Annotated in this window: 18 protein-coding genes and 1 pseudogene; 14 read left to right on the top strand and 5 right to left on the bottom strand. The window is 73.1% G+C overall.

The features are described from left to right. From E2C05_RS32855 to E2C05_RS07210, 5 genes and pseudogenes are all read left to right on the top strand, one after another. A pseudogene (locus tag E2C05_RS32855) lies at positions 1–1509 on the top strand (hypothetical protein); the annotation flags it as partial. 80 nt (positions 1510–1589) lie between these two features. Continuing rightward, positions 1590–3122 (top strand): L,D-transpeptidase family protein, encoded by a 1533-nt coding sequence (locus tag E2C05_RS07195; RefSeq protein WP_133218936.1) that lies wholly within the window; start codon positions 1590–1592, stop codon positions 3120–3122. Position 3123: 1 nt separating this feature from the next. Continuing rightward, complete coding sequence (locus tag E2C05_RS07200; RefSeq protein ID WP_240046625.1) at positions 3124–3696, top strand: DUF882 domain-containing protein; 573 nt, start codon at positions 3124–3126, stop codon at positions 3694–3696. 391 nt (positions 3697–4087) lie between these two features. Continuing rightward, entirely contained in the window at positions 4088–4450 is a 363-nt protein-coding gene (locus E2C05_RS07205; protein ID WP_205082757.1) for a surface-adhesin E family protein, read from the top strand. A gap of 188 nt (positions 4451–4638) precedes the next feature. Beyond that, positions 4639–5001 carry a response regulator gene (locus E2C05_RS07210; RefSeq protein WP_133218939.1) on the top strand — a complete coding sequence of 121 codons (363 nt, stop codon included), beginning with the start codon at positions 4639–4641 and terminating at the stop codon, positions 4999–5001. Between the two features lie 305 nt (positions 5002–5306). Here the strand turns inward: E2C05_RS07210 and E2C05_RS07215 are convergent, their stop codons facing one another. After that, on the bottom strand, positions 5307–6281 hold the full coding sequence (locus E2C05_RS07215) for a Bug family tripartite tricarboxylate transporter substrate binding protein (RefSeq protein ID WP_133218940.1): 975 nt from the start codon (positions 6279–6281) through the stop codon (positions 5307–5309). Positions 6282–6525: 244 nt separating this feature from the next. Continuing rightward, positions 6526–7752 (bottom strand): CaiB/BaiF CoA transferase family protein, encoded by a 1227-nt coding sequence (locus E2C05_RS07220; protein WP_133218941.1) that lies wholly within the window; start codon positions 7750–7752, stop codon positions 6526–6528. Positions 7753–8008: 256 nt separating this feature from the next. Between E2C05_RS07220 and E2C05_RS07225 the strand changes: the two genes are divergently transcribed. From E2C05_RS07225 to E2C05_RS07245, 5 genes are all read left to right on the top strand, one after another. Beyond that, positions 8009–8422, top strand: coding sequence for an SWIB/MDM2 domain-containing protein (locus tag E2C05_RS07225; protein ID WP_133218942.1), 414 nt, complete (start codon positions 8009–8011; stop codon positions 8420–8422). 82 nt (positions 8423–8504) lie between these two features. Further along, positions 8505–9029 carry a VOC family protein gene (locus E2C05_RS07230; RefSeq protein ID WP_200305292.1) on the top strand — a complete coding sequence of 175 codons (525 nt, stop codon included), beginning with the start codon at positions 8505–8507 and terminating at the stop codon, positions 9027–9029. 10 nt (positions 9030–9039) lie between these two features. Beyond that, positions 9040–10002: an ABC transporter substrate-binding protein gene (locus E2C05_RS07235; RefSeq protein ID WP_158291987.1), complete on the top strand. Its 963-nt coding sequence runs from the start codon at positions 9040–9042 to the stop codon at positions 10000–10002. Next, a complete protein-coding gene (locus E2C05_RS07240) occupies positions 10002–10796 on the top strand; it encodes an ABC transporter ATP-binding protein (RefSeq protein ID WP_133218944.1) in 795 nt (264 codons plus the stop codon). Before E2C05_RS07235 ends, E2C05_RS07240 begins: the two co-directional genes overlap by 1 nt. Next, positions 10793–11530: an ABC transporter permease gene (locus tag E2C05_RS07245; protein ID WP_133218945.1), complete on the top strand. Its 738-nt coding sequence runs from the start codon at positions 10793–10795 to the stop codon at positions 11528–11530. Before E2C05_RS07240 ends, E2C05_RS07245 begins: the two co-directional genes overlap by 4 nt. A gap of 25 nt (positions 11531–11555) precedes the next feature. Here the strand turns inward: E2C05_RS07245 and E2C05_RS07250 are convergent, their stop codons facing one another. Further along, positions 11556–12719, bottom strand: a complete 1164-nt coding sequence (locus E2C05_RS07250) for an FAD-dependent monooxygenase (protein WP_133218946.1) — start codon at positions 12717–12719, stop codon at positions 11556–11558. 65 nt (positions 12720–12784) lie between these two features. Here E2C05_RS07250 and E2C05_RS07255 point away from each other — a divergent pair, with 65 nt between their 5' ends. After that, positions 12785–13648, top strand: a complete 864-nt coding sequence (locus E2C05_RS07255; protein WP_133218947.1) for an amidohydrolase family protein — start codon at positions 12785–12787, stop codon at positions 13646–13648. 14 nt (positions 13649–13662) lie between these two features. Here the strand turns inward: E2C05_RS07255 and E2C05_RS07260 are convergent, their stop codons facing one another. Beyond that, positions 13663–14586: an NAD-dependent epimerase/dehydratase family protein gene (locus E2C05_RS07260; protein WP_158291988.1), complete on the bottom strand. Its 924-nt coding sequence runs from the start codon at positions 14584–14586 to the stop codon at positions 13663–13665. An 83-nt stretch (positions 14587–14669) separates the two neighbouring features. Between E2C05_RS07260 and E2C05_RS07265 the strand changes: the two genes are divergently transcribed. After that, positions 14670–16175: an ABC transporter substrate-binding protein gene (locus tag E2C05_RS07265; protein ID WP_240046626.1), complete on the top strand. Its 1506-nt coding sequence runs from the start codon at positions 14670–14672 to the stop codon at positions 16173–16175. A gap of 12 nt (positions 16176–16187) precedes the next feature. On the opposite strand, the gene E2C05_RS07270 is transcribed toward E2C05_RS07265, so the two are convergent. Then, positions 16188–17066: a TauD/TfdA dioxygenase family protein gene (locus E2C05_RS07270; protein WP_133218949.1), complete on the bottom strand. Its 879-nt coding sequence runs from the start codon at positions 17064–17066 to the stop codon at positions 16188–16190. A 196-nt stretch (positions 17067–17262) separates the two neighbouring features. Between E2C05_RS07270 and E2C05_RS07275 the strand changes: the two genes are divergently transcribed. Further along, positions 17263–19707 carry a glycogen/starch/alpha-glucan phosphorylase gene (locus E2C05_RS07275; protein WP_240046627.1) on the top strand — a complete coding sequence of 815 codons (2445 nt, stop codon included), beginning with the start codon at positions 17263–17265 and terminating at the stop codon, positions 19705–19707. Between the two features lie 130 nt (positions 19708–19837). Continuing rightward, positions 19838–21109, top strand: a complete 1272-nt coding sequence (glgC, locus tag E2C05_RS07280) for a glucose-1-phosphate adenylyltransferase (RefSeq protein ID WP_133218951.1) — start codon at positions 19838–19840, stop codon at positions 21107–21109. The last annotated feature ends 2 nt before the right edge of the window (positions 21110–21111 follow it).

Raw genomic sequence — 21111 nt, forward strand, 5'->3', positions numbered from 1 at the left:
GATCCGGCGACCGCCGGCACGGGCACCGCGCCGGCCGGCAGCGGCACCGCGGCGGCCGCGAGCACGCCGGCCAAGGCCGCCGCCGGCACCGTGACGGCGGTGTCCGAGACGCCCGGCGGCACCAAGGCGGAGGCTGGCACGACGCTGCCCGTCCCGAAGACCGACACCGCCGCGCTGCCGGCGACGACGACGGGGACCGACAAGGGCGCGGCGGTCCCGTCCGATGCGGGTGATGCCGGCCTCGGCCTCGCTACCGGCGTGCTGACGAAGGTGACGGACCTGTTGACCGGCCTCGCTACCGGCCTGGGCCTGCCCGGCAAGGCGACGGGCGTCGCCGAGGCCCCCGCGGGCGTTGCGGTCACGGGTGTCACGGGGACCTGGGCCGGCCTCGGCGCTGGCGCGGTGGACCCGCTGCACGCGGCGGTGGCGACCGCCACCGGCGGCCAGGGCGGCGCGGCGCAGCCGACCCCGGCGGCGGGGCAGGCGCCGGTCGCGACCACCGGCGCTGCGACGCCCGTGCCCCCGGCTGCCTCGACCACCCTGCCGGCACCGGCCAATGCAGCCACCACGGCGCCGACCCTGGCGACAGCGACGGACGCGCATGCGACGCCGGCGACCACGGCGCCGACCCCGGCGACCGTGACGGAGGCGCATCCGATCCCGGCGACCACGGCGCCGACGCCGGCCGTGCCGGCGGCGACGGCTGCGGCGCAGGCGCCGGCGGCGGGCCTTCCCGTCCAGCCTGTCGCCACGGCCGTGCCCGCCGAATCCCATGGCGTCCCAGCCGCGGCGACGGCGGAGGCGGCGGCACCCGCCCATGCCGTGCCGGTGCAGGCGGCCACCCCGGTGGCGACCGCCGAGATCCATGCCGGTCCGGCGACGGCGGAGGCACAGGCCCCGGCGGCTGCCGCGCCCCTGCAGGCCACTCTCCCGGCCGTGGCGGTGGCGGTGCTGGCCGTCGCGGCCACGCCGACCGCGGAGGCGCATGCGCCGGCAGTGACCGCGGAGGCGCATGCGGCGACCCCGGCGCCGGCGGCGGGCACCGGCACGCAGGTCGCCGCCGCATCGCTTCCGACCGCGGCTGCGGAAGCGCCCGGTTCCAGCCATGCCGCCCCCCTGGCGACCGATGCACCGGCCGCGGCCGGCCATGCCGCCACGGCCGCCGCCCAGGGCGGCCAGTCGCCGGGCGCGGTTGCCGTCGCGGCTGCCCCGGCGACCGATGCGGCGCATGCCGCGACCCCGCCCGCGAAGGCGCTGCCGGATGCCGCGCCCGCGGCGCATGCCCTGCCGGCCGATCCGGTGCTCGCCGCGCTCGATCCGACGCAGGCGGCGCTGTCGCTGACGCTGCACGACCCGGTGGCGGCACCGGCCGACCACCCGCCGGTGCTTGCGGCGGCGTCCCTGGAGCATCCGCTGCTCCAGGCCATGCCGGCGGCGCTGCCCGACCTGCATCCCGCCGAGCATGCGCTGGCGGCGGCGCTGCCGGTGCACGACGCGCTCTTCGCGTGACGCAGCGGCGGGGATGGCCGGCAGGCCATCCCCGCGCAACGCCCTTGGCGCGGCCGGCCCGCTGCCTGTATCACCGCCTTGTGCGATCTCTCCTGGCCCTGACCCTGACCGGCGCCGTCGCCCTGGCGGTGCCGGCCGCGCTGGCCGCGCCGCCGGCCGCGCATGGTGGCGTCCATGCCGCGGTGCAGGGGCCGGAAGCGCTCCTCCGCCTCGCCGACCGCCTGCGCCGCCTGGGGGAGGACGGGCTGGACCCGCGCGACTACGGCATCCCGGCCGATGCCCTGGCCGAGGCCGACCCCGTCGCCTGGCGGGCGGCGCTGCGGCAGGCGGCGACCGCCGCGCTGGCCGACCTGCTGCATGGACGCGTGCGGGACCTGCCGGGCCGGGTGGACCTGCGCCGCGACACCGGCGCGCTCCCGCTGGCGCCCTGGATGGCCGAGCTTGCCGCCACGCCGGAGCCCGCCGCCCTGCTCGACCGCGCCGCGCTGCTGCCCGGCGAGGCGGCGGCGCTGAAGCGTGCGCTGGCCGCCGCCCGGGCGCGCATCGCGGCGGGTGGCCTGCCGCAGGTGCCGCCGATGCCCGGGACGGAGGCGCTGGAACCCGGCATGGCCGACCCGGTGCGGGTGCCGGCCCTGCGCGCCCGCCTGGCCGCCACCGATCTGCTGGTCGCCACGCGGCAGCCCGAGGATCCGCTGGTCTATGACGAGGCGCTGGTCGCCGCCGTCCGCCGCTTCCAGGCGGCCGAGGCGCTGGAGGCCGATGGCCGCATCGGCCGGCTGACCTTCGCCGCGCTGAACCGCCCGGCCGAGGTCGCGGTGCGGCAACTGCGCGTCGCGCTCGACATGCGCCGCGCCGCCGCGCCGCCCGAGGCCGGGCGGCGGATCGAGGTGAACATCCCGCACCAGCGGCTGCAGGTGGTCGAGGCCGGGCGGGTGCTGCTGGACATGACCGTCATCGTCGGCCGGCCGGCGCGGGCCACGCCCATGCTGCGCACCCGGCTCGCCGCCGTGCAGTTCAACCCGCCCTGGGGCGTGCCGGAGCGCAATGCGCGCGAGGACCTGCTGCCGAAATTCCGGCAGAACCCGCGCGCCATGATGGAGAAGGGCTTCCGGGTCTACGGCTTCGCCGACGGCCAGCGGGTGGAGATCGACCCGACGACCATCGACTGGCGCAGCGTGAACCCGGAGCGCTTCCCGTATGTCATCCGCCAGGATGCGGGGGAGGCGAATGCCCTCGGCCGGATCAAGTTCGTGATCCCGAACACCGAGGACATCTTCATGCATGACACGCCCGACCGGCACCTGTTCCGCCGGGCGGAGCGTGCCTTCTCCTCCGGCTGCATCCGGCTGGAGAAGCCGATGGAGCTGCTCGACATCGTGCTGCAGGGCACCGCCGGCTGGGACCGCGCCAGGGTGGACAATGTGCTCGCCAGCCGGCAGACCGCCGCCATGCCGGTCGGGCGGCCGATTCCCGTCCGGCTGCACTACACGACGGTGGTGGTGGAGGGGCCCGAGGTGCGCATCCGGCAGGACCTGTATGGCCTGGACGAGGCCTATGCGCGGGCGCTGGACGCCCCGCGCCTGCCGCGCATGGCCGAGTTGCGGACGCGCTGAGGTGGCGGCCTGCCTGTGCTGCGCCGGCGTGTCGCGGCGCGGGTTGCTGCGCGGCTTTGCGGCTATCGGCACCGGCCTCGCCTGCGCCGCGGCGGGCGGCGGCCCGGCGCTGGCCCAGGCGACCGGCGGCGCGCCGCGCGCGCTCCGCATCCATCGCATGCAGACCGACGAGGTGTTCGACGGCACCTATTGGCGGGATGGCCGCTACGACCGGGAGTCGCTGAAGCAGCTCGACTGGCTGTTCCGCGACCCGGCGCGGGACGAGGCGACCCCGATGGACCCGCGGCTGTTCGACGTGATGCATGTGGTCGCGCAGGAGATGGACGCGCAGGAAGGCTTCCAGGTGATCAGCGGCTATCGCAGCCCGGAGACCAATGCGCAGCGGGCACGCGAATCCCGCCGGGTCTCCCGCGCCTCCCTGCACATGTCAGGCATGGCGGCGGATTGTCGGCTGCCGGGGCGGGACAGCCTGGCGCTGGCGCGGCTGGCGGCGGAGATGCAGATCGGCGGCGTCGGGCTCTACCGCCGTGACGGCTTCGTGCATCTGGATTGCGGCCCGGCACGTCGCTGGTAGGCGCGGCGCCGCCAACCCAGGGCCATGGCGTATCGCGGCCCGGCTTGAACCCGGCGAAGGCGGCCCCTGCGCGCCCCGGTGCCGGCCCCGCCCGCCGCCGGGGTCGCGCCGATTGCGGCACCGGCCGCGCGCCGCGGCGGTAGGCGCGTCGCCTGCCGCGGCGCTACCCTTCCGCATGGCGATCGAGTCGCGCGGCCGGGCGATGCGCCGGCCATCTTGCAGACCGGCTGGGGATCGCATCCCGGCCGCGGCGGCGGACAGGGTCGCGGCGTGGATGCCGGGACCGGCGTCGTGGCCGCGCCCCGCCGTGCTCGTGGCGCTCGCCCTGCTGGCCGGCTGCGCGCCGGCCGCCCTGCCTCCGGCGGCCCCGCCCGAGCCTGTCCCGCCCCGGGTGGATCTGGCGCCGCGCGCCGAATGGCGGCGTATCCCGCTCGAGCGGCGCGGTGCCTATGCCGCGGCCTATGCCGCTTCCGCCCCGGCCCTGTGGGGGGAGGGGCTGCGGCGGGTCTGGATCGTGCTCGACCTGGGCGAGCCGATCCGCCTGCCGGAAACCGGCGGCCACGCCCGCAGCGTCGCCTTCCTGGCGGATTACCGCTGCGAGGCGCGGTCCTGGCGGCCGATCGAGGGCACCTGGTACCGGCGGCCCGATGCGCGGGAGCCGGAGCTTGAGGAGCGCCCGCGCGACCCGGCGGAGCGGGCGGTGCAGCCCGGCACGCTGGTCGCGGTCTTCCTCGAGGCGGCCTGCCGGGCCTGACGCGCCCGGACTCCGGCCATCGGCCGCAGCGGCCGGCAGGCCGACGCCCGGGCTTTGGCCGGGCGCGCTGCAGCGCGCCGTGGGTCCCGCATCGCAAGCCGCCACGTCGCGCCCGGGCGCGGAGCCGGGCGCCGCGGCGGCGAACCCGGCCCTGTCCCAGGCGTTACGGTCTTGATGGGGGGACGGGCATGCGGGTTCTGTTGATCGAGGACGATGCGCTGGTCCGCAGCGTGCTGTCCGAGACGCTCGACGGCGACGGGTTCGAGGTGGACGGGCTGGCGAATGCCGAGGATGCGCTGATCCTTCTGGGTGCCGGCCAGGTGCCCGACGTGCTGGTGACGGATGTGAATCTGGGCCCCGGGCTGGACGGGTTCGACTTGGCCGACCTGGCGCGGCAGCGTCACCCGGATGTGGAGGTGATCCTGATCAGCGGCACGACGCCGGATCTGGCGCGCCGCGCCGCCCGGCGGCACGAGCATTTCCTGCAGAAGCCCTTCGCGCCGGAGCAGCTGGCGGCGAAGATCCGCGAGGCTGGACGCGAGATCGGCTGACGCGGCCGGGGCCGGGCGCGGGCGCGGTCGGCCGGCCTTTCGATGCGCGGCGGGCGCGCGGCGACGGGCAATGCCGCCGCGGCGAGACGGGGACGGGATACCATCACGCCGTCCCGAAGCGTCCCGGCGCGGGCCGGGACCCAGGGACCACGGCCGCGTCTCGCCCGGCCGGCGCGCCGGCCGATGCGGTCATCGCGGCCGGCGCGCCGTCGTCACGCCAGGGGGACGCGCCCTGTCGGCATGCGGCGCCGGGCCTCCGGCCGGCCTGACCCCGGTCCACCGGAGGATGGCGGCGGCATCCGGCCTCATTGGTCGATGCGGATGTCGTGGTCCCGGATCACCTTCCCCAGGCTTGCGGTATCCGCCCGCAGGCGGGCGCGGAAGGCGTCCGCCCCGTCGCTTCGCAGTTCGGCGCCAAGCTCCCCGACGCGGGCGCGGATCGCGGCCTCCTGCATCACCTCGCGGATCGCCGCCTCCAGCCGTGCGATGGTGGCCGGCGGGGTGCTGCCCTGGACCAGCACGCCCTGCCAAGTGCCGGCCTCCGCCTGCGGCCAGCCGAGCTCGGCGAAGGTCGGCAGGTCCGGCAGGGATGGCAGCCGCCGCGGGCCGGAGACGGCCAGGCCGCGCATCCGACCGCCGGTCACATGCGGCATGGACTGCGTGGCGCCCTGCATGGTCAGGTCCGCCTCCCCGCTGGCGACCGCCAGCAGGGCGGGCGCGCCGCCGCGATAGGGTACCTGCAGCATCTCCCCGCCCCAGGCCGCGGCCAGGGCCACCGCGACCAGGTGAGTCAGCGTGCCGGCGCCGGAATTGGCGAAATTCAGCTTTCCCGGATTGGCCTTGGCATAGGCCGCGAGGCCGGCGGCATCCTGTGCCGGCAGCCCGTTGCGGACCGCCAGGATATAGGGGGCGTAGATGAGCATGCTGACCGTCGCCAGGTCGCGTTCCACGTCGAAGGGCAGCCGGGCGAAGAGGAAGGGGTTGGTGGCCAGCACGCTGACATCCAGCAGCAGCAGCGTGGTGCCGTCGGGCGGGCTCTTCGCCACGTAGTCGGCGCCGATATTGCCGCCGGCGCCGGCGCGGTTCTCGACGATCACCGTCTGGCCCAGCTGGCGGCCGAGCGGGCCGGCGATGAGCCGGGCCAGGATGTCGCTGGTGCCGCCCGCCGCGTTCGGGACGATGATGCGGGTGGTGCCCTGGCCCTGGGCCCGGGCCAGGGACGGGGCCATCAGGAGGGGCGGGGCGGCCAGCGCCGCGGCGATCAGGTGGCGTCTGCGCATGCTGGTCTTTTCCTCCAACGCGCGGCCGGCCGGTCGCGGCGCCGCGCAGCTTGTCCTGGGGAAGGCATGGGGCTGCCGAGGGCCAGGCGCGATGGCCCCGGTAGCCCTGTCGCGGCGCGGCGTGACCGCCGCGCCGCGTGGCCCCGCTCCACGCGCCAGGGGCGACGGCGTTGCGCGTCCGGATGCGAAGGCGAGACGCCAAGGCGTCCATCCCCGCATCCCGCGGCGCCGGCCAGCCCGGCGGTCAGCCGCGGCGAATGGCGCGGCGGGATGCGAGATCCTCGATCTCGGCCGCGGTGTAGCCGAGCTCCGCCAGCACCTCCGCGGTATGCTCGCCGAGGCGGGGCGGGTGGCGGCGGATGGCGGCGGGTGTCGCGGCGAAGCGGGTGGGCGGCTTCGCCATGCGGAGCGTCCCTTCCGTCGGGTGCTGCATCGGCTGGAACATGCCGACCGCCGCGAGATGCGGATGCGAGGGCAGGTCGCCGATGGCGGAGAAGGCGGTGGCCGGGATGTCCAGCGTCTCGCACAGGGCCAGCCAGTCGGTGGTGCTGCGGCCGCGCGCGATGTCGGCGACCGCGGCATAGACGCGGTCGATCTGCGCGTTGCGCTTCACCGGGTCGTCCACCGAGAGCGCCTCGATCAGCTCCGGCCGGCCGGCGGCCTCGAAGAAGGCGCGCCAATGCGCCGCGGTATAGGGCAGCAGCGTCATCCATCCATCCTGCGTCGCCACCGGCTTGCGGTGGCGCAGGCGCTCATAGCCGGGCTCGCCCCGCGGCGGGTCGAAGGCATGGCCGCCCTGGTGCTCCACCGCGACGAAGGCCGTCAGCGTCTCCAGCATCGGCACCTCGACGAGCTGCGCCTCGCCGGTCCGCTCGCGGTGCAGCAGCGCCGCCAGCACGGCGGAGAGCAGCGCCATGCCGGTGATCTTGTCCGCGACCAGGGAAGGGACGAAGCGCGGCCGCCCTTCCTCCTCGCCCACGATGTCGGCGAGGCCGGAGGCGGCCTGGATCACTTCGTCGAAGGCCGGGCGGGCGCGGTGCGGCCCGTCCTGACCGAAGCCGGTGGCGACGGCGAAGACCATGCGCGGGTTCAGCGCCCGGCATTGCTCCGGCCCGAAGCCGAGCCGGGCCATGCCGGCAGGGCGGATATTGGTGACCAGCACGTCGGCGGTCGGGATCAGCCGCCGCAGCACCTCCGCCCCCTCCGGCGTCTTCAGGTCCAGCGACACCGACCGCTTGTTGCGATTCACCCCGAGGAAGACCGAGGCCATGCCGCGGTTGCGGAAGACGCCGGAGTTGCGGACCAGGTCGCCTGAGGGAGTCTCCACCTTGATCACCTCCGCACCCCAGTCGCCCAGGGTCTGGGTGGCGAATGGGCCGAGGACGACGGCGGTGAGGTCGAGCACGCGGATGCCGGCGAGCGGGCCCCCGGGTGAGGCGCCGTGCGGGCCGTCGGGCGTCGAGTCGGTCATGCCGCCCCGCCCCTGCGGGCGGCCGGATGCTGCGCCATGGACGCCTCCCTTCGTGGTTTTTCGGCGCAGGCAGCGCCGCAGTGTGAACGAATCCTAGCGGGCGCGCGCGGCGTGGGCTAGGCGATGGGGCGGAGGGCCGCGAAGGGCGCCGGCGCGGGACCGAGTCTGCACCCGAACCGGATGGCGTTCGCACACGTTCCCACCCTCGCGGCGGGGCGGCAACGCCCCCCAACACGACCAGATCCTGGAGGGACAGATGGCGACCGGAACGAAGGGCAAGGGGGCGAAGGCCCCGGCCAAGGCCGCCAAGGCGGCGGAGACCAAGGTGGCGAAGCCCGCCAAGGCCGCGCCCGCCAAGGCCGCGAAGGAAACCAAGACCGCGAAGGAGCCCAAGGCCAAGGCCGTGAAGGCGCCGAAGTCGGGCGACAAGCCGAATGCGCTGCAGCAGCCCCTGACCCCTTCGGCCGAGCTGGCCGCGGTGGTGGGCGCTGGCCCGATGGCCCGCGGCGAGGTGGTGAGCAAGGTCTGGGAATACATCAAGGCCGGCAACCTGCAGAACCCGCAGGACAAGCGCGAGATCCTGGCCGACGACAAGCTCAAGAAGATCTTCGGCAAGGACAAGGTGACGATGTTCGAGATGAACAAGCACCTCGCTGCCCATCTGAAGTAACGCCGGGATGCGGCGCCCCGTCGGGGCGCCCATCTGGCACGCGCATTGCTAGCCTTTCCGCAGAGTCCGGGGAGAGGCCAGCATGCCGGAGACATTGCCCGCCGAGCCGCCTGCCGAGCCGATGGTGGCGGGCCTGTTCCATGTCGCGGTCAAGACCAACGACCTGGACGCGACGGTCGCCTTCTACACGCGCATCCTGGGCCTGCGGAACGGCTTCCGGCCCGATTTCGGCTATCCCGGCGCCTGGCTGTACGTGCCCGTGGCCGGCGGCCCGGCCATCCTGCACATCTATGCCGGCGGCCCGGCGCTGCTGCCCGACGGCATCGCCCCGTCCGGCACCGCGGCGATCGACCATGTCTCGCTCGCCTGCCGCGGCTTCCAGGGCTATGTCGCGCGCTTCCGCGCGGCCGGGCTGGACTGGCGGGAATTCCTCGTCCCCGGCACCACGCTCTGGCAGTTGTTCGTCTACGACCCGTCCGGCGTACAGTGCGAGCTGACCTTCGAGGGCGCGGGGGAAAGCGGGCCGCCGCCCGACATGTCGCCCGGTCGCGCCTATGTCGCGGGCAGCAGCTTCTTCGACCCCGCCACCTATCCCAAGCTGCGCTGAGGAGGCCGCCATGCACCGCCGCGCGCTGCTGCTGGGCAGCCTCGCCAGCCCTTTCGTCATCGGCAGCGCCCGCGCCGCCGATGCGGTGAAGGTGGCGACCTTCGACGCCGCCTCCACGCTCCCCTATTTCGTCGCGCTGACGCGGGGCTTCTTCGCCGATGCCGGGATCGCGCCGCAGGGCACCCCGCTGGCGACCCATCCGCTGATCGTGCAGGCGCTGGTCAGCGGCGATGCCGAGGCCTGCACCAACCTGGTGACGCTGGAAGCGGCGAACATCAACAGCCGTCGCGCCAACACGGTTCTGTTCTTCTCGGTGAACGGGCAGAATGCCGAGCACCGCATGGAGCAGTTCGTGGTGAAGCCGGGCAGCAGCGCGAAGGCGCTGGCCGACCTGAAGGGGGCGCGCATCCTCTCGGCCCCGGGGCCGGGCAACATGGCGGCGGCGCGCGGCGTGCTCTCGGCGGCCGGGCTGCAGGAGGGACGGGACTACACGCTGGTGGAGCAGCCCATGGGCATGCATGTCGGCGCCATGCAGTCCGGCCAGTTCGACGCCGCCTATACGCTGGAACCCGTGGCGACCATCGGCGAGCGGGCCGGCGCCATGCAGCGGCTGGAGGCGGGGGTGATCGCCACGCATATGCTCGGCCGGCGGGACGCGAAGGCTTTCGCGAGTGGCGCCGGCTTCTCCGGCCGCTTCCTGGAGAGCCGGCCCGATGTGGCGCGGCGCTATGCAGAGGCCTGGGGGCGGGCGGTGCAGGCGATCCGTACCGATCCGACGACGCGGCAGGTGCTGACCAGCCACCTGAACACGCCGGCGGAGCTTGCCGCGGTGATGCCGCTGCAGGCCTTCACGCTGGTGAAGGAACTGACCGCGCAGGACCGCGCCGACATGCAGCGCTTCGTCGACCTGGCGGTGCAGCAGGGCGTGGTGCGCGAGCGGATCGAGGTGGACCGCTTCCTCCGGGCGCTGTGATGGACGGGCCGGGCGTCCCGCCACGGGACGCGGCGATGTCGGTGCGGGGGCTGCGGAAGGCCTTCGGCGGGCAGCCGGTCTATTCCGGCTTCGACCTGGATGTCCGGCGCGGCGACATCCTGGCGATCTTCGGCCCGAATGGCTGCGGCAAGTCCACGCTGATCAACATGGCGGCCGGGCTGCTGCCGCTGGATGGCGGCAGCATCCTGTACGACGGCCGGGAGGTGCGGGAGGTCCGCATCGGCTATGTCTTCCAGAACTACCGGGAGGCGCTGTTCCCCTGGCTGCGCGCCGCCGACAACATTCGTTACCCGCTGCGCCGGCTGGGCCTGCCGAAGCGGGAGATCGAGGCGCGGCTGGAGCGGCTGACGAGCGACTTCCGCATCCGCTTCGACCTGGCGCGCCACCCCTACGAACTCTCGGGCGGGCAGCAGCAATTGGTCTCGGTCATGCGGGCGCTGGCGGTCGAGCCGGAGGTGCTGTTCCTCGACGAGCCCTTCTCGGCGCTGGATTTCGAGACGACGCTGGACCTGCGGGCCCTGCTGCAGGATGTGCTGAAGCGGCTGCGGGTGACGACGCTGCTGGTCTCGCATGACCTGGAGGAATCGATCGCCCTGGCCGACCGGCTGCTGATGCTGACGCGGCGGCCGACCACCGTCGCCGACGACATGGCGGTGGAATTGCCCTGGCCGCGCACGAGCGCGACCTTGTCGGAGCCCGGCTTCGTCGCGCTGAAGCGGCGCTGCCTGGCGGTGTTCGAGGCCGCGGTCGCGGGGCGGCCGGTGGCGGCATGAGGGGGCTGCTGGGCGCCGCCGGCTTCATCGCGCTGTGGTGGCTGGCGGTGCTGCTGCGCCTGGCCGATCCGGTGCTGCTGCCGAGCCCGGCCGAGACCTTGCGGGAGACCTGGGCGGCGCTGCAGGGCGGGCCGCTGCTGCACGACCTGACGCGGACCGTCTGGCGGACGGTGCAGGCCTTCGTCATCGCCACGGCGGTCGGGGTGCCGCTCGGCATCGCGCTGGGGGCGAAGGAGGGCGTCTATCGCTCCGTCGAGTTCGTGGTGGATTTCTTCCGCTCGACCCCGGCTTCGGCGCTGTTCCCTCTGTTCCTCATCCTGTTCGGCGTGGGGGAGGGGACGAAGGTGGCGGTGGCCGCCTTCGGCGCGGCGCTGGTGATCCTGTTCAATGCCGCCTACGGCGTGATGAATGCGCGGCGGACGCGGGTGCTGGCGGCGCGGGTGATGGGCGCCGGCGAGGCGCGCATCCTCTGGGACGTGCTGCTGTGGGAGGCGCTGCCGCAGGTGCTGGTGGGCATGCGCGCCGGCGTGTCGCTGGCGCTGGTCATCGTGGTGGTGGCGGAGATGTTCATCGGCAGCACGGACGGCTTGGGCCAGCGGGTGATCGTGGCGCAGAGCCTGTTCGAGAGCGGGCTGATGTATGGCGTGATCTTCCTGGCCGGCGCCCTGGGCTACCTGCTGAACCTGACCTTCCTCGTGTTGGAGAAACGCTTCGTCCACTGGGCCGGGCGCTGACTCGAGGAGGGCAAGGCCCCCCTCGCTAGAGTCCCGGAATGTCGGTGTAGAGCCGCCGGAGCTTGCCGAGGAAATCGGCACCGGTCTTCGCCCGCGATCCCTCGACCGGATCGCCGCCGGGCAGCATGGTGTCGCTGGCCTCCAGGCTGAACGCCCGCACGAATTCCACCCTCGCATCGCGCAACGCGCCGATCTCCGTGACGCCGCCGCCGCGGCGCAGCACCAGGCCCGCGACGATGCCGTCCTCGATTGCCTGGGTGGCGCCCTGGCCGAGCGTGGGGACCATGGCATGCGCGGCATCGCCGAGGAACAGCACCCGGCCGTCGCAGGCGCCGCGCAGCAGCGGCGAGTCCTGCAGCCTGGCCCAGTGCAGGTCGGCGATCTGCCGACGGATGCGGTCCACCATCCAGGCGACGGCGGGGCAGGCGACGCGGTCCCGCGGCAGATAGAGCGCGGCCTGGTGCGCGGCGGATTTCACCGCCTCCGGCACCTCCGCCTCCGGCGCCGGAAGCGGCACGCTGCCCGCGATATAGGCGCCGCCGCCCGGCAGGCGGTAGGAGAGTAGCCGGGCGCGACCGTTGAACCACTGGCCGTAATCGTCGTAGGGGCAGTCGGCGGCGTCCGGCACCAGCAGCCGGGTGAGGGCGATGCCGTGGAAGCGCGGCGCCGGCACGCCGGCGGTCAGGGCCCGCAGGCGCGAATAGCGGCCATCGCCGGCGACCAGCAGGTCGAAGCCGCCGGGCCGGTGCAGCGCGCCCTCCGTGTCGCGCAGCACGGGGGCGAGGCGGCCGGCGGGATCCTCCTCCAGCGCTTCCAGCGCCAGGCCACGACGGGTGAAGGCGGCGACGGGTGCGCGAAGCGCGCGGTAGAGCTCCGACCAGCGGAGGCGGATGCCGGGTTCCTCGGCGACGTCCAGCAGGTCGAGGTCGAAGAGCCGCTCGCCCCAGGCGGCGTCGATGAACCAGCGGCGCCAGGGCAGGGAGGCGGCGCGCACGGCGGCGTGGCGCATGGGCAGGGCAAGCCGCAGCGCCTTCAGCGCATTCGGCCCCACATTCAGGCCGGTGCCGGCCTCGGCTGCCGCATCCTCCTGCAGCCGGTCGAAGGCTTCGATGGCGAGGCCGGGCGCATCCGCCAGCATCTCCGCGAGCACGCTGCCGGCGACGCCGGTACCGATGATGCCGATCCGCATGGCAGCCCGCCAAGCAACCGGCGCGCCAGCTTGCCGCGGCCGCCACGGCGCGGGAGCATGCCGGGATGCTGATCGACAGCCATATCCATCTCTGGCGTGCGGGGGAGGGGCCGGAGCCCTGGATCCGCCGCAAGCTCGCCGGGCTGGACCGGGACCGCACCCTGGCCGACTACCGCCGCGCCAGCGAAGGCCTGGCGGTGGATGGCGTGGTGCTGGTGCATGCGACCGAGGACCCGGCCGAGACGCCCTGGCTGCTGCGCCTGGCCGAGGCGGAGACGCAGGTGGCGGCGGTGATCGGCTGGGCCGATCTGGCCGACCCCGACACGCCGCGGCGTCTCGATGGCTGGATGGCGCTGTCGCCGAAGTTCCGCGGGCTGCGCGCCATGCCGGCCTTCGGCGAAGGCGCGGCGCTGGCGCCGGCGGCGCGGGACACGCTGCGGGCCATGGCGCGGCGTGGCCTGGTGCTGGACCTGCTGGCGGCACCGGCGCAGCTGCCGCTGGTTCTGCGACTGAAGGACGCGGTGCCGGACCTGTCGGTGATGCTGAACCATTGCGGCCGGCCGCTGACCGCGACGGGCGATCCCGGCGCCTGGGCGGATGCGCTGCGCGCCGTGGCGCGGGCGACGGATGTGCACTGCAAGCTGTCGAGCCTGGCGGAGCGGGCCGGCATGGACTGGACCGTCGCGCGGCTGCAGCCCTTCCTCGACGTGGTGCTGGAGAGCTTCGGGCCGCACCGCCTCGCCTTCGGCAGCAACTGGCCGGTGGTCGACATCGCCGCTTCCTGGGCCGGCTGGTGGGCGGCGCTGGAGGCGATGCTGCGGCCGCATGCGCTTGACGCGGCGGCGCGCGCAGCGATCCTCGGCGGCACCGCGGCGGGGTTCTACGGCATCGCGCCGCAGGCCGGCCTGCGGGATGGCGAACCGGCCTGATCCGGGGTGCGGCGTCAGGCCGGTTCGCGCGACAGCCAGTCCAGATAGGCGGCGAGGCCCGCCTCCGGCGTCACCTGCGGCGTCCAGCCCAGCGCCGCGCGCGCCGCTGCGATGCTGAAATCTCCCTGCCGGTATTCCGCCAGCCGATGCCCCGGCGTGAACCGGGCGCGCCAGCCCGGGCGCAGCGCCGTGATCCGCGCGGCGATCCCCGTGACCGGCAGGCTCGGGCCGCCGACGATGTTGCAGGCGAGGCCGGCGATGTCCGGCGCATCGAGCGCCGCCAGCAGGGCGGACACGGCGTCCTCCACGTGCAGCAACGGCACCGGGAAGCTGCCATCATGGTCCACCGCGGTCTCCGGCATGCCCCTGGCGGCGTCGCGCACCATGCGGGCGGTCAGGCTGGGCGTGGTCCGGCGCGGACCATAGACCCAGCCGAGGCGCAGCGCGCAGGCCGCCACGCCATGCTCCGCGGCATAGGCGCGCAGCGCTGCCTCCGCCGCCGCCTTGCTGGCGCCATAGGCGTCGCGCGCCAGCAGCGGCGCCGCCTCCGTGACCGGGTCCATGCCCGCCGGCGTGTCGCCATAGGCATGGACCGAGGAGCAGAAGACGAAGCGCGGCACGCGGAAGATCCGTGCGAGCTCGAGCAGCGTCACGGTGCCGGCGGCATTCGCGGCGAAGATGCCTGCGGGGTGGTCCTTCGCCAGCATCTGGCCGGAAATGCCGCCGCAATGCAGGATGGCCGCGACGCCGCGGGCGACCAGCGCGGCCAGTCGCGCGGTGTCGGTGAGCTCGGCGGGCACAACCTCGAAGGGCAGGCCCGGCGGGGCGATGCGGTCGGTGGCCAGGACCGGGCGGCCGGAGGCGAGCAGCCGTTCCGCCGCACGCCGGCCGATCAGGCCCGCCGCGCCGGTGACGAGGACCGCCCCTGATGCCGCCATCCGCGTCCCCCCTGGCTTGACATGCTGCGCTGCGGCGACGGTAAGCTTGCGCCCGACAGCGGACAAGGCGGGGAGAGCATCGCATGCGCGCATGGTTCGGCATGGCCGTGGCGGCTGCGCTCCTGGCGACCTCGCCGCTGCAGGCGCAGTCGCTGCGCATCGGCCTGCAGGAGGATCCGGACGCGCTGGACCCGATGCAGGGCACCACCTTCGTCGGCCGCATCGTCTTTGCGGCGCTCTGCGACAAGCTGGTGGACTTGGATGCGCGGCTGAACTACGTGCCGCAACTCGCCACCGCCTGGGAATGGGGCGAGGAAGGCCGCACCCTGACCCTGCGGCTGCGCCCCGGCGTGGTGTTCCATGACGGGGAACCGCTGGACGCCGAGGCGGTGAAGTTCAACCTGGACCGCTACCGCACCACCAGCGGGTCCCGCCGCTTGGCGGAATTGCGGCCGGTGCAGGCGGTGGAGGTGGTGGACCCGATGACGGTGCGGCTGCGCATGGCGCAGCCTTTCGCGCCGCTGCTGGGCGTGCTGTCGGACCGCGCCGGGATGATGCTGTCGCCCAAGGCGGTGCAGGCGGCCGGTGCGCGCGTCGCGGATGCGCCGGTCTGCTCCGGCCCCTTCCGCTTCACCCGGCGGGTGGCGCAGGACCGCATCGTGCTGGACCGGTTCGACCGCTACTGGAATGCGCAGGACATCCATATCCAGCAGGTGACCTACCTGCCGATCCCGGCGGCGAATGTGCGGCTGGCCAATCTGCGCGCCGGCGCGCTGGAGATGATGGAGCGCGTGGCGCCGACCGACCTGAAGGAGGCGCGGGCGCAGCGCAGCCTGCGCGTCGTCGAGAGCGTGGCGCTGGGCTACTACACGCTGTCCATCAACGTCGCGAACGGGCCGCGCGCCCGCGGGCCGCTCGGCAATCCCAAGGTGCGGGAGGCGCTGGAGGCGGCGATCGACCGCCGCGCCCTGAACCAGGTGGTGTTCGACGGCGAATTCGTCCCGAGCAACCAGGCCCAGGCGCCCGGCAGCACCTTCTACAATGCCGAAAGGCCGGTGCCGGCGCGCGACCTGGCCAAGGCCCGCCGCCTGCTGGCCGAGGCGGGCATGCCGAGGCCCGCCTTCACCCTGCTGGCGGTGAACACCCCGGTGGAGCAGCAGGTCGGCGAGGTGATCCAGGCCATGGCGGCTGAGGCCGGCTTCGAGATCCGCGTGCAGACGCTGGAGGCCGGTGCGCTGACGGCGGCCACCGACCGCGGCGAATATGACGCGGCGCTCGTCCTCTGGTCCGGGCGGGCCGACCCGGATGCCAATGTCAGCATCTGGCTGCAGAGCGACGGCTTCATCAACTGGGGGCGCTACAACAACCCGGAATTCGACCGGGCGCTGGCGCAGGCGCGGTCGGTGACGGACACCGCGGCGCGGCAGGGCTTCTACCGCCAGGCCAGCGCCATCTACCTGGACGACCGGCCGCACCTGTTCCTGTATCACTTCAAGCTGTTCTGGGGCATGACGGACCGGCTGACCGGCTTCCAGCCGCATCCAGACGGGCTGATCCGCCTGCAGGGCGTGCGGCTGGCGGGGCGCTGAGCGTGCTCCGCCTCAGAACGGCGTGTCGCCGCAGATCGTCACACGCTGCATGATGCGCGTTTCCGCCGGGTAGTCGTTGATCGCGAAATGCATGGTGCAGCGATTGTCCCAGAAGGCGACCGACCCGCTGTGCCAGCGGAAGCGGCAGGTGAACTCCGGGCGGGTGGCGTGCCGCATCAGGAAGTCGATCAGCGGCCGGCTCTCGGCCTCGGTCATGTCCTCGAAGCGGTGCAGGTGGCCGCCGACGAACAGCGCCTTGCGCCCGGTCTCGGGATGCGTGCGCACCAGCGGATGGGTGGAAATGGTCTGGGTGTTGCCGGGGTCGATCACCTTCATGCCGATCTTGTCGGCGTAGAATTCCCGCCGCGTCTTGCCGTCATGGCTGCTGAAATTGTCGCCGCGATAGACGCCCTTCAGCCCGTCCAGCATCCGCCGCATGCCGGGCGACAGGCTCTCATAGGCCAAGGCGAGGTTGGCCCAGAGCGTGTCGCCGCCGGCCGAGGGGATCTCCACGCCGTACAGGATGGTGCCCATGGCGGGCCGGGCGGTGAAGGCCTGGTCGGAATGCCAGGATCCGCCGAAATTGGTCTTGTCCGCCGGCGTCTTGCGGATCTCCAGGACCTCCGGCCACTCGTCCATCCCGGCCATGTAGGGGTGCAGGTGGATCTCGCCCCAGCGGCGGGCGAAGGCAAGCTGGGTGGGCGGGGTCAGCCGCTGGTCGCGGAAGAAGATCACCTGGTGGTCCAGCAGGGCCCGGCGGATCTCCGCCAGCACCGCCTCGGGCACCTCCTGCGAGAGGTCGACTCCGCCGATCTCGGCGCCCAGGGCGCCGGCGATGCGGCTGACCTCGATGTGGCGATACCCGTCGTTGCGCAGCGCATGTCCGTCCATGGCCGTCATTCCCTCCTGCCCGGGGATGCTCGCCGAAGCCCGGCGCCGGCGCAACGCCCGCATCCGAATGGCCGGCCGCCGCCGCCCGGCGGCGGCTTTCGCTTCATTCAGGCGCAACCATGGGGCAGATAGAGGATCGGGTCCGGGCGGTGCCGCCGCCTGGGCCTTTCCTGCGCGCGAACCGATGAAGGATGCCATGGCGAGTTCCGATGCGGCTGGCGATGCGGCTGCCCTGCGCGACGCGATCGTTCGCAAGCTGACCTACGACATGGGCAAGAGCCGGAGCGGCGCACGCGACCGCGACTGGTTCCTGGCCACCGCCCTGGCGGTGCGGGACCGGGTGATCGACCGCTGGATCGATGTCACCCGCGCCTCCTATGAGGGCGGGCGGAAGCAGGTCTACTATCTCAGCCTGGAATTCCTGGTCGGGCGGCTGCTGCGGGATGCGGTGTCCAATCTCGGCCTCGACGCCACGCTGCGGGACGCCCTGGCGCCGCTCGGCGTGGACTACGATGCCGTCCGGCTGGCGGAGCCGGATGCGGCGCTGGGCAATGGCGGCCTGGGGCGGCTGGCGGCCTGCTTCATGGAAAGCCTGTCCAGCCTTGCCATCCCCGCCTTCGGCTACGGCATCCGCTACGAGCACGGGCTGTTCCGGCAGATCCTGCGGGATGGCTGGCAGCACGAATACCCGGAGGACTGGCTGCAATTCGGCAACCCCTGGGAGTTCGCCCGGCCGGAGATCGCGCATGACATCGGCTTCGGCGGATCGGTCGAGGCGGTGCGCGTCTCGGAGACCGCGATCCGGCATGTGTGGCATCCGGGCGAGACGGTGCAGGCCGTGGCCTATGACACGCCGGTGGTGGGCTGGCGCGGCCAGCATGTGAACACGCTGCGGCTCTGGTCCGCCCGGGCGCTGGACCCGCTGAAGCTCGAGGCCTTCAATTTCGGCGACCATGTCGGGGCGCTGGCCGACCGCATGCGGCAGGAGGCGATCAGCAAGGTCCTCTACCCGTCGGACGAGACGCCGGCCGGGCAGGAATTGCGGCTGCGGCAGGAATACTTCTTCACCTCGGCGGCGCTGCAGGACCTGGTCCGGCGGCACCTGCGGGTCTACGGCGACCTGACCTCCCTGCCGGACCGGGTGGCGATCCAGCTCAACGACACCCATCCCGCGATCGCGGTGGCCGAGCTGATGCGGATCTGCGTCGACCTGCACGGCATGGGCTGGGAGGAAGCCTGGGCGGTCACCCGCGGGTCGATCAGCTACACCAACCACACCCTGCTGCCGGAGGCGCTGGAGAGCTGGGCGGTGCCGCTGATGGAGCGGCTGCTGCCGCGCCACATGCAGATCATCTACTTGATCAATGCCCACCACCTGGACGAGGTGCGGGCACGCCATCCCGGCGACGACCGGCTGCTGTCCAGCGTCTCGCTGATCGAGGAAGGGCATGGGAGGCGGGTCCGCATGGGGCACCTGGCCTTCGTCGGCTCGCACAAGGTCAACGGCGTCTCGGCGCTGCATTCCGACCTTCTGAAGAAGACCGTGTTCCGCGACTTCAACGCGCTGGCGCCGGACCGCATCGTCAACAAGACCAACGGCATCACCTTCCGCCGCTGGCTGCAGCAGGCCAACCCGGCGCTGACCCGGCTGGTCTCCGACGCGGTCGGCCCGGCCGTGCTGGACGATGCCGGGCGGCTGGAAGGCCTGATCCCGCTGGCCGAGGATGCCGGCTTCCGCGACCGCTTCGCGGCGGTGAAGCTGGCGAACAAGCAGGCCCTGGCCGAGATCATCCGCCAGCAGCTCGACCTGCGGGTCGACCCGGCCGCCATGTTCGACGTGCAGATCAAGCGCATCCACGAATACAAGCGCCAGCTGCTGAACATCCTGGAGACGGTGGCGCTGTACGACGCCATCCGCGCGCAGCCCCATCTCAACTGGGTGCCGCGGGTGAAGATCTTCGCCGGGAAGGCGGCGGCCAGCTACCACCGCGCCAAGCAGATCATCAAGCTGGCCTATGACGTGGGGCGGGTGGTGAACAGCGACCCGACGGTGCGGGACCTGCTGAAGGTCGCCTTCCTGCCCAACTACAACGTCTCCCTGGCCGAGATGATCGTCCCCGCCGCCGACCTGTCGGAGCAGATCAGCACGGCGGGCATGGAGGCGTCGGGCACCGGCAACATGAAGCTGGCGCTGAACGGCGCGCTGACCATCGGCACGCTGGACGGCGCCAATGTCGAGATCCGCGAGCGGGTGGGCGACCCCAACATCTTCATCTTCGGCCTGACGACCGAGGAGGTGGACGCCAAGCGGCGGGACGGCAGCCATGGCGCGGCCGCCGTCCAGGCCTCCCCCCGGCTGGGGGAGGTGCTGGAGGCGGTCGAGGGGGGCGTCTTCTCCCCGGACGACCGCGGCCGCTACCGCGACCTCATGGGCTCGATCCGCGGGCATGACTATTTTATGGTGGGCGCCGACTTCGACAGCTACTTCGAGGCGCAGCGCCGTGCCGATGCGCGCTGGGCGGACCCGACCGCCTGGTGGCGGAGCGCGGTGCTGAACACGGCGCAGGTCGGCTGGTTCTCCTCCGACCGCACCATCGCCGAGTATGCCGAGGAGATCTGGCGCGTGCCCCTCGGGCGCTGAGGGTTCGGGGAAGACGGCCCGGCGGCCTGCGCCGGAGCCTGACAAGCCCGGGGGGCCAACGGGCATTCTTGCGGAACCGCGATGGGTGCACACACTCTGGGGCGCGGGACGGGAAGGGGGGGAAAGGGACATGCCGCAGACAGGCCCGCGCAGCGAGGGGCCGCTGGCCCGCACGGCCATGGCCTTCGTCCTGGCGGGGGGCCGCGGCAGCCGGCTGATGGAGCTGACCGACAAGCGCGCCAAGCCGGCGGTCTATTTCGGCGGCAAGTCGCGGATCATCGACTTCGCCCTGTCCAATGCCCTGAATTCCGGCGTGCGCCGGGTGGCCGTGGCCACCCAGTACAAGGCGCACAGCCTGATCCGCCACCTGCAGCGCGGCTGGAACTTCCTGCGGCCGGAGCGGAACGAGAGCTTCGACATCCTGCCGGCCAGCCAGCGCGTCTCCGAGCACCTCTGGTACCTCGGCACCGCCGATGCGGTGTACCAGAACATCGACATCATCGAGGACCTGGCGCCGCGCCACATCGTCATCCTGGCCGGCGACCACGTGTACAAGATGGACTACGAGGTGATGCTGCAGCAGCACGTGGACAGCGGCGCCGGCGTCACCGTCAGCTGCCTGACCGTCCCGCGGGAGGAAGCGCGCGGCTTCGGCGTCATGGCCGTCGACGCCACCGGCCGCATCACCGAATTCCTGGAAAAACCGGCCAACCCGCCGCCAATGCCCGGCGACCCGACCCGCTCGCTCGCCAGCATGGGGATCTATGTCTTCGAGACGCGGCTGCTGATCGACCGGCTGCGGCAGGATGCGGCGGACCCCACCTCCTCGCATGATTTCGGCAAGGACATCATCCCGCGCATGGTCGCGGAAGGCCAGGCGCAGGCGCACCGGTTCGAGGCGAGCGTGGTCCGCTCCGCCGCCGAGACCAGCGCCTACTGGCGCGATGTCGGCACGGTGGATGCCTATTGGGAAGCGAATGTCGACCTGACCGACGTCGTCCCGCCGCTCGACATCTTCGACAAGGACTGGCCGATCTGGACCTATGCGGAAGTCGTTCCGCCTTGCAAATTCGTCCATGACCTGGACGGCAGGCGGGGGGAGGCCATCGCCTCCCTGGTGTCCGGCGGCTGCATCGTCTCCGGCGCCACCGCGCGCCGCTCCCTCCTCTTCACCGGCGTGCACCTGCATTCCTTTGCCCGGATCGAGGGCGCGGTGCTGCTGCCGCGGGTGGATGTCGGCCGCGGTGCCCGGCTGACGAATGTCGTGGTGGATCGCGGCGTGCGGATCCCCGAAGGCCTGGTGGTGGGGGAGGACCCGGTGGAGGACGCCAAGCGCTTCCGCCGGACCGGCAAGGGCATCTGCCTGATCACCCAGGCCATGCTGGACCGCGTCGCGGCATGAGC

Source organism: Paracraurococcus ruber (assembly GCF_004353985.1).
GTDB lineage: Bacteria > Pseudomonadota > Alphaproteobacteria > Acetobacterales > Acetobacteraceae > Paracraurococcus > Paracraurococcus ruber.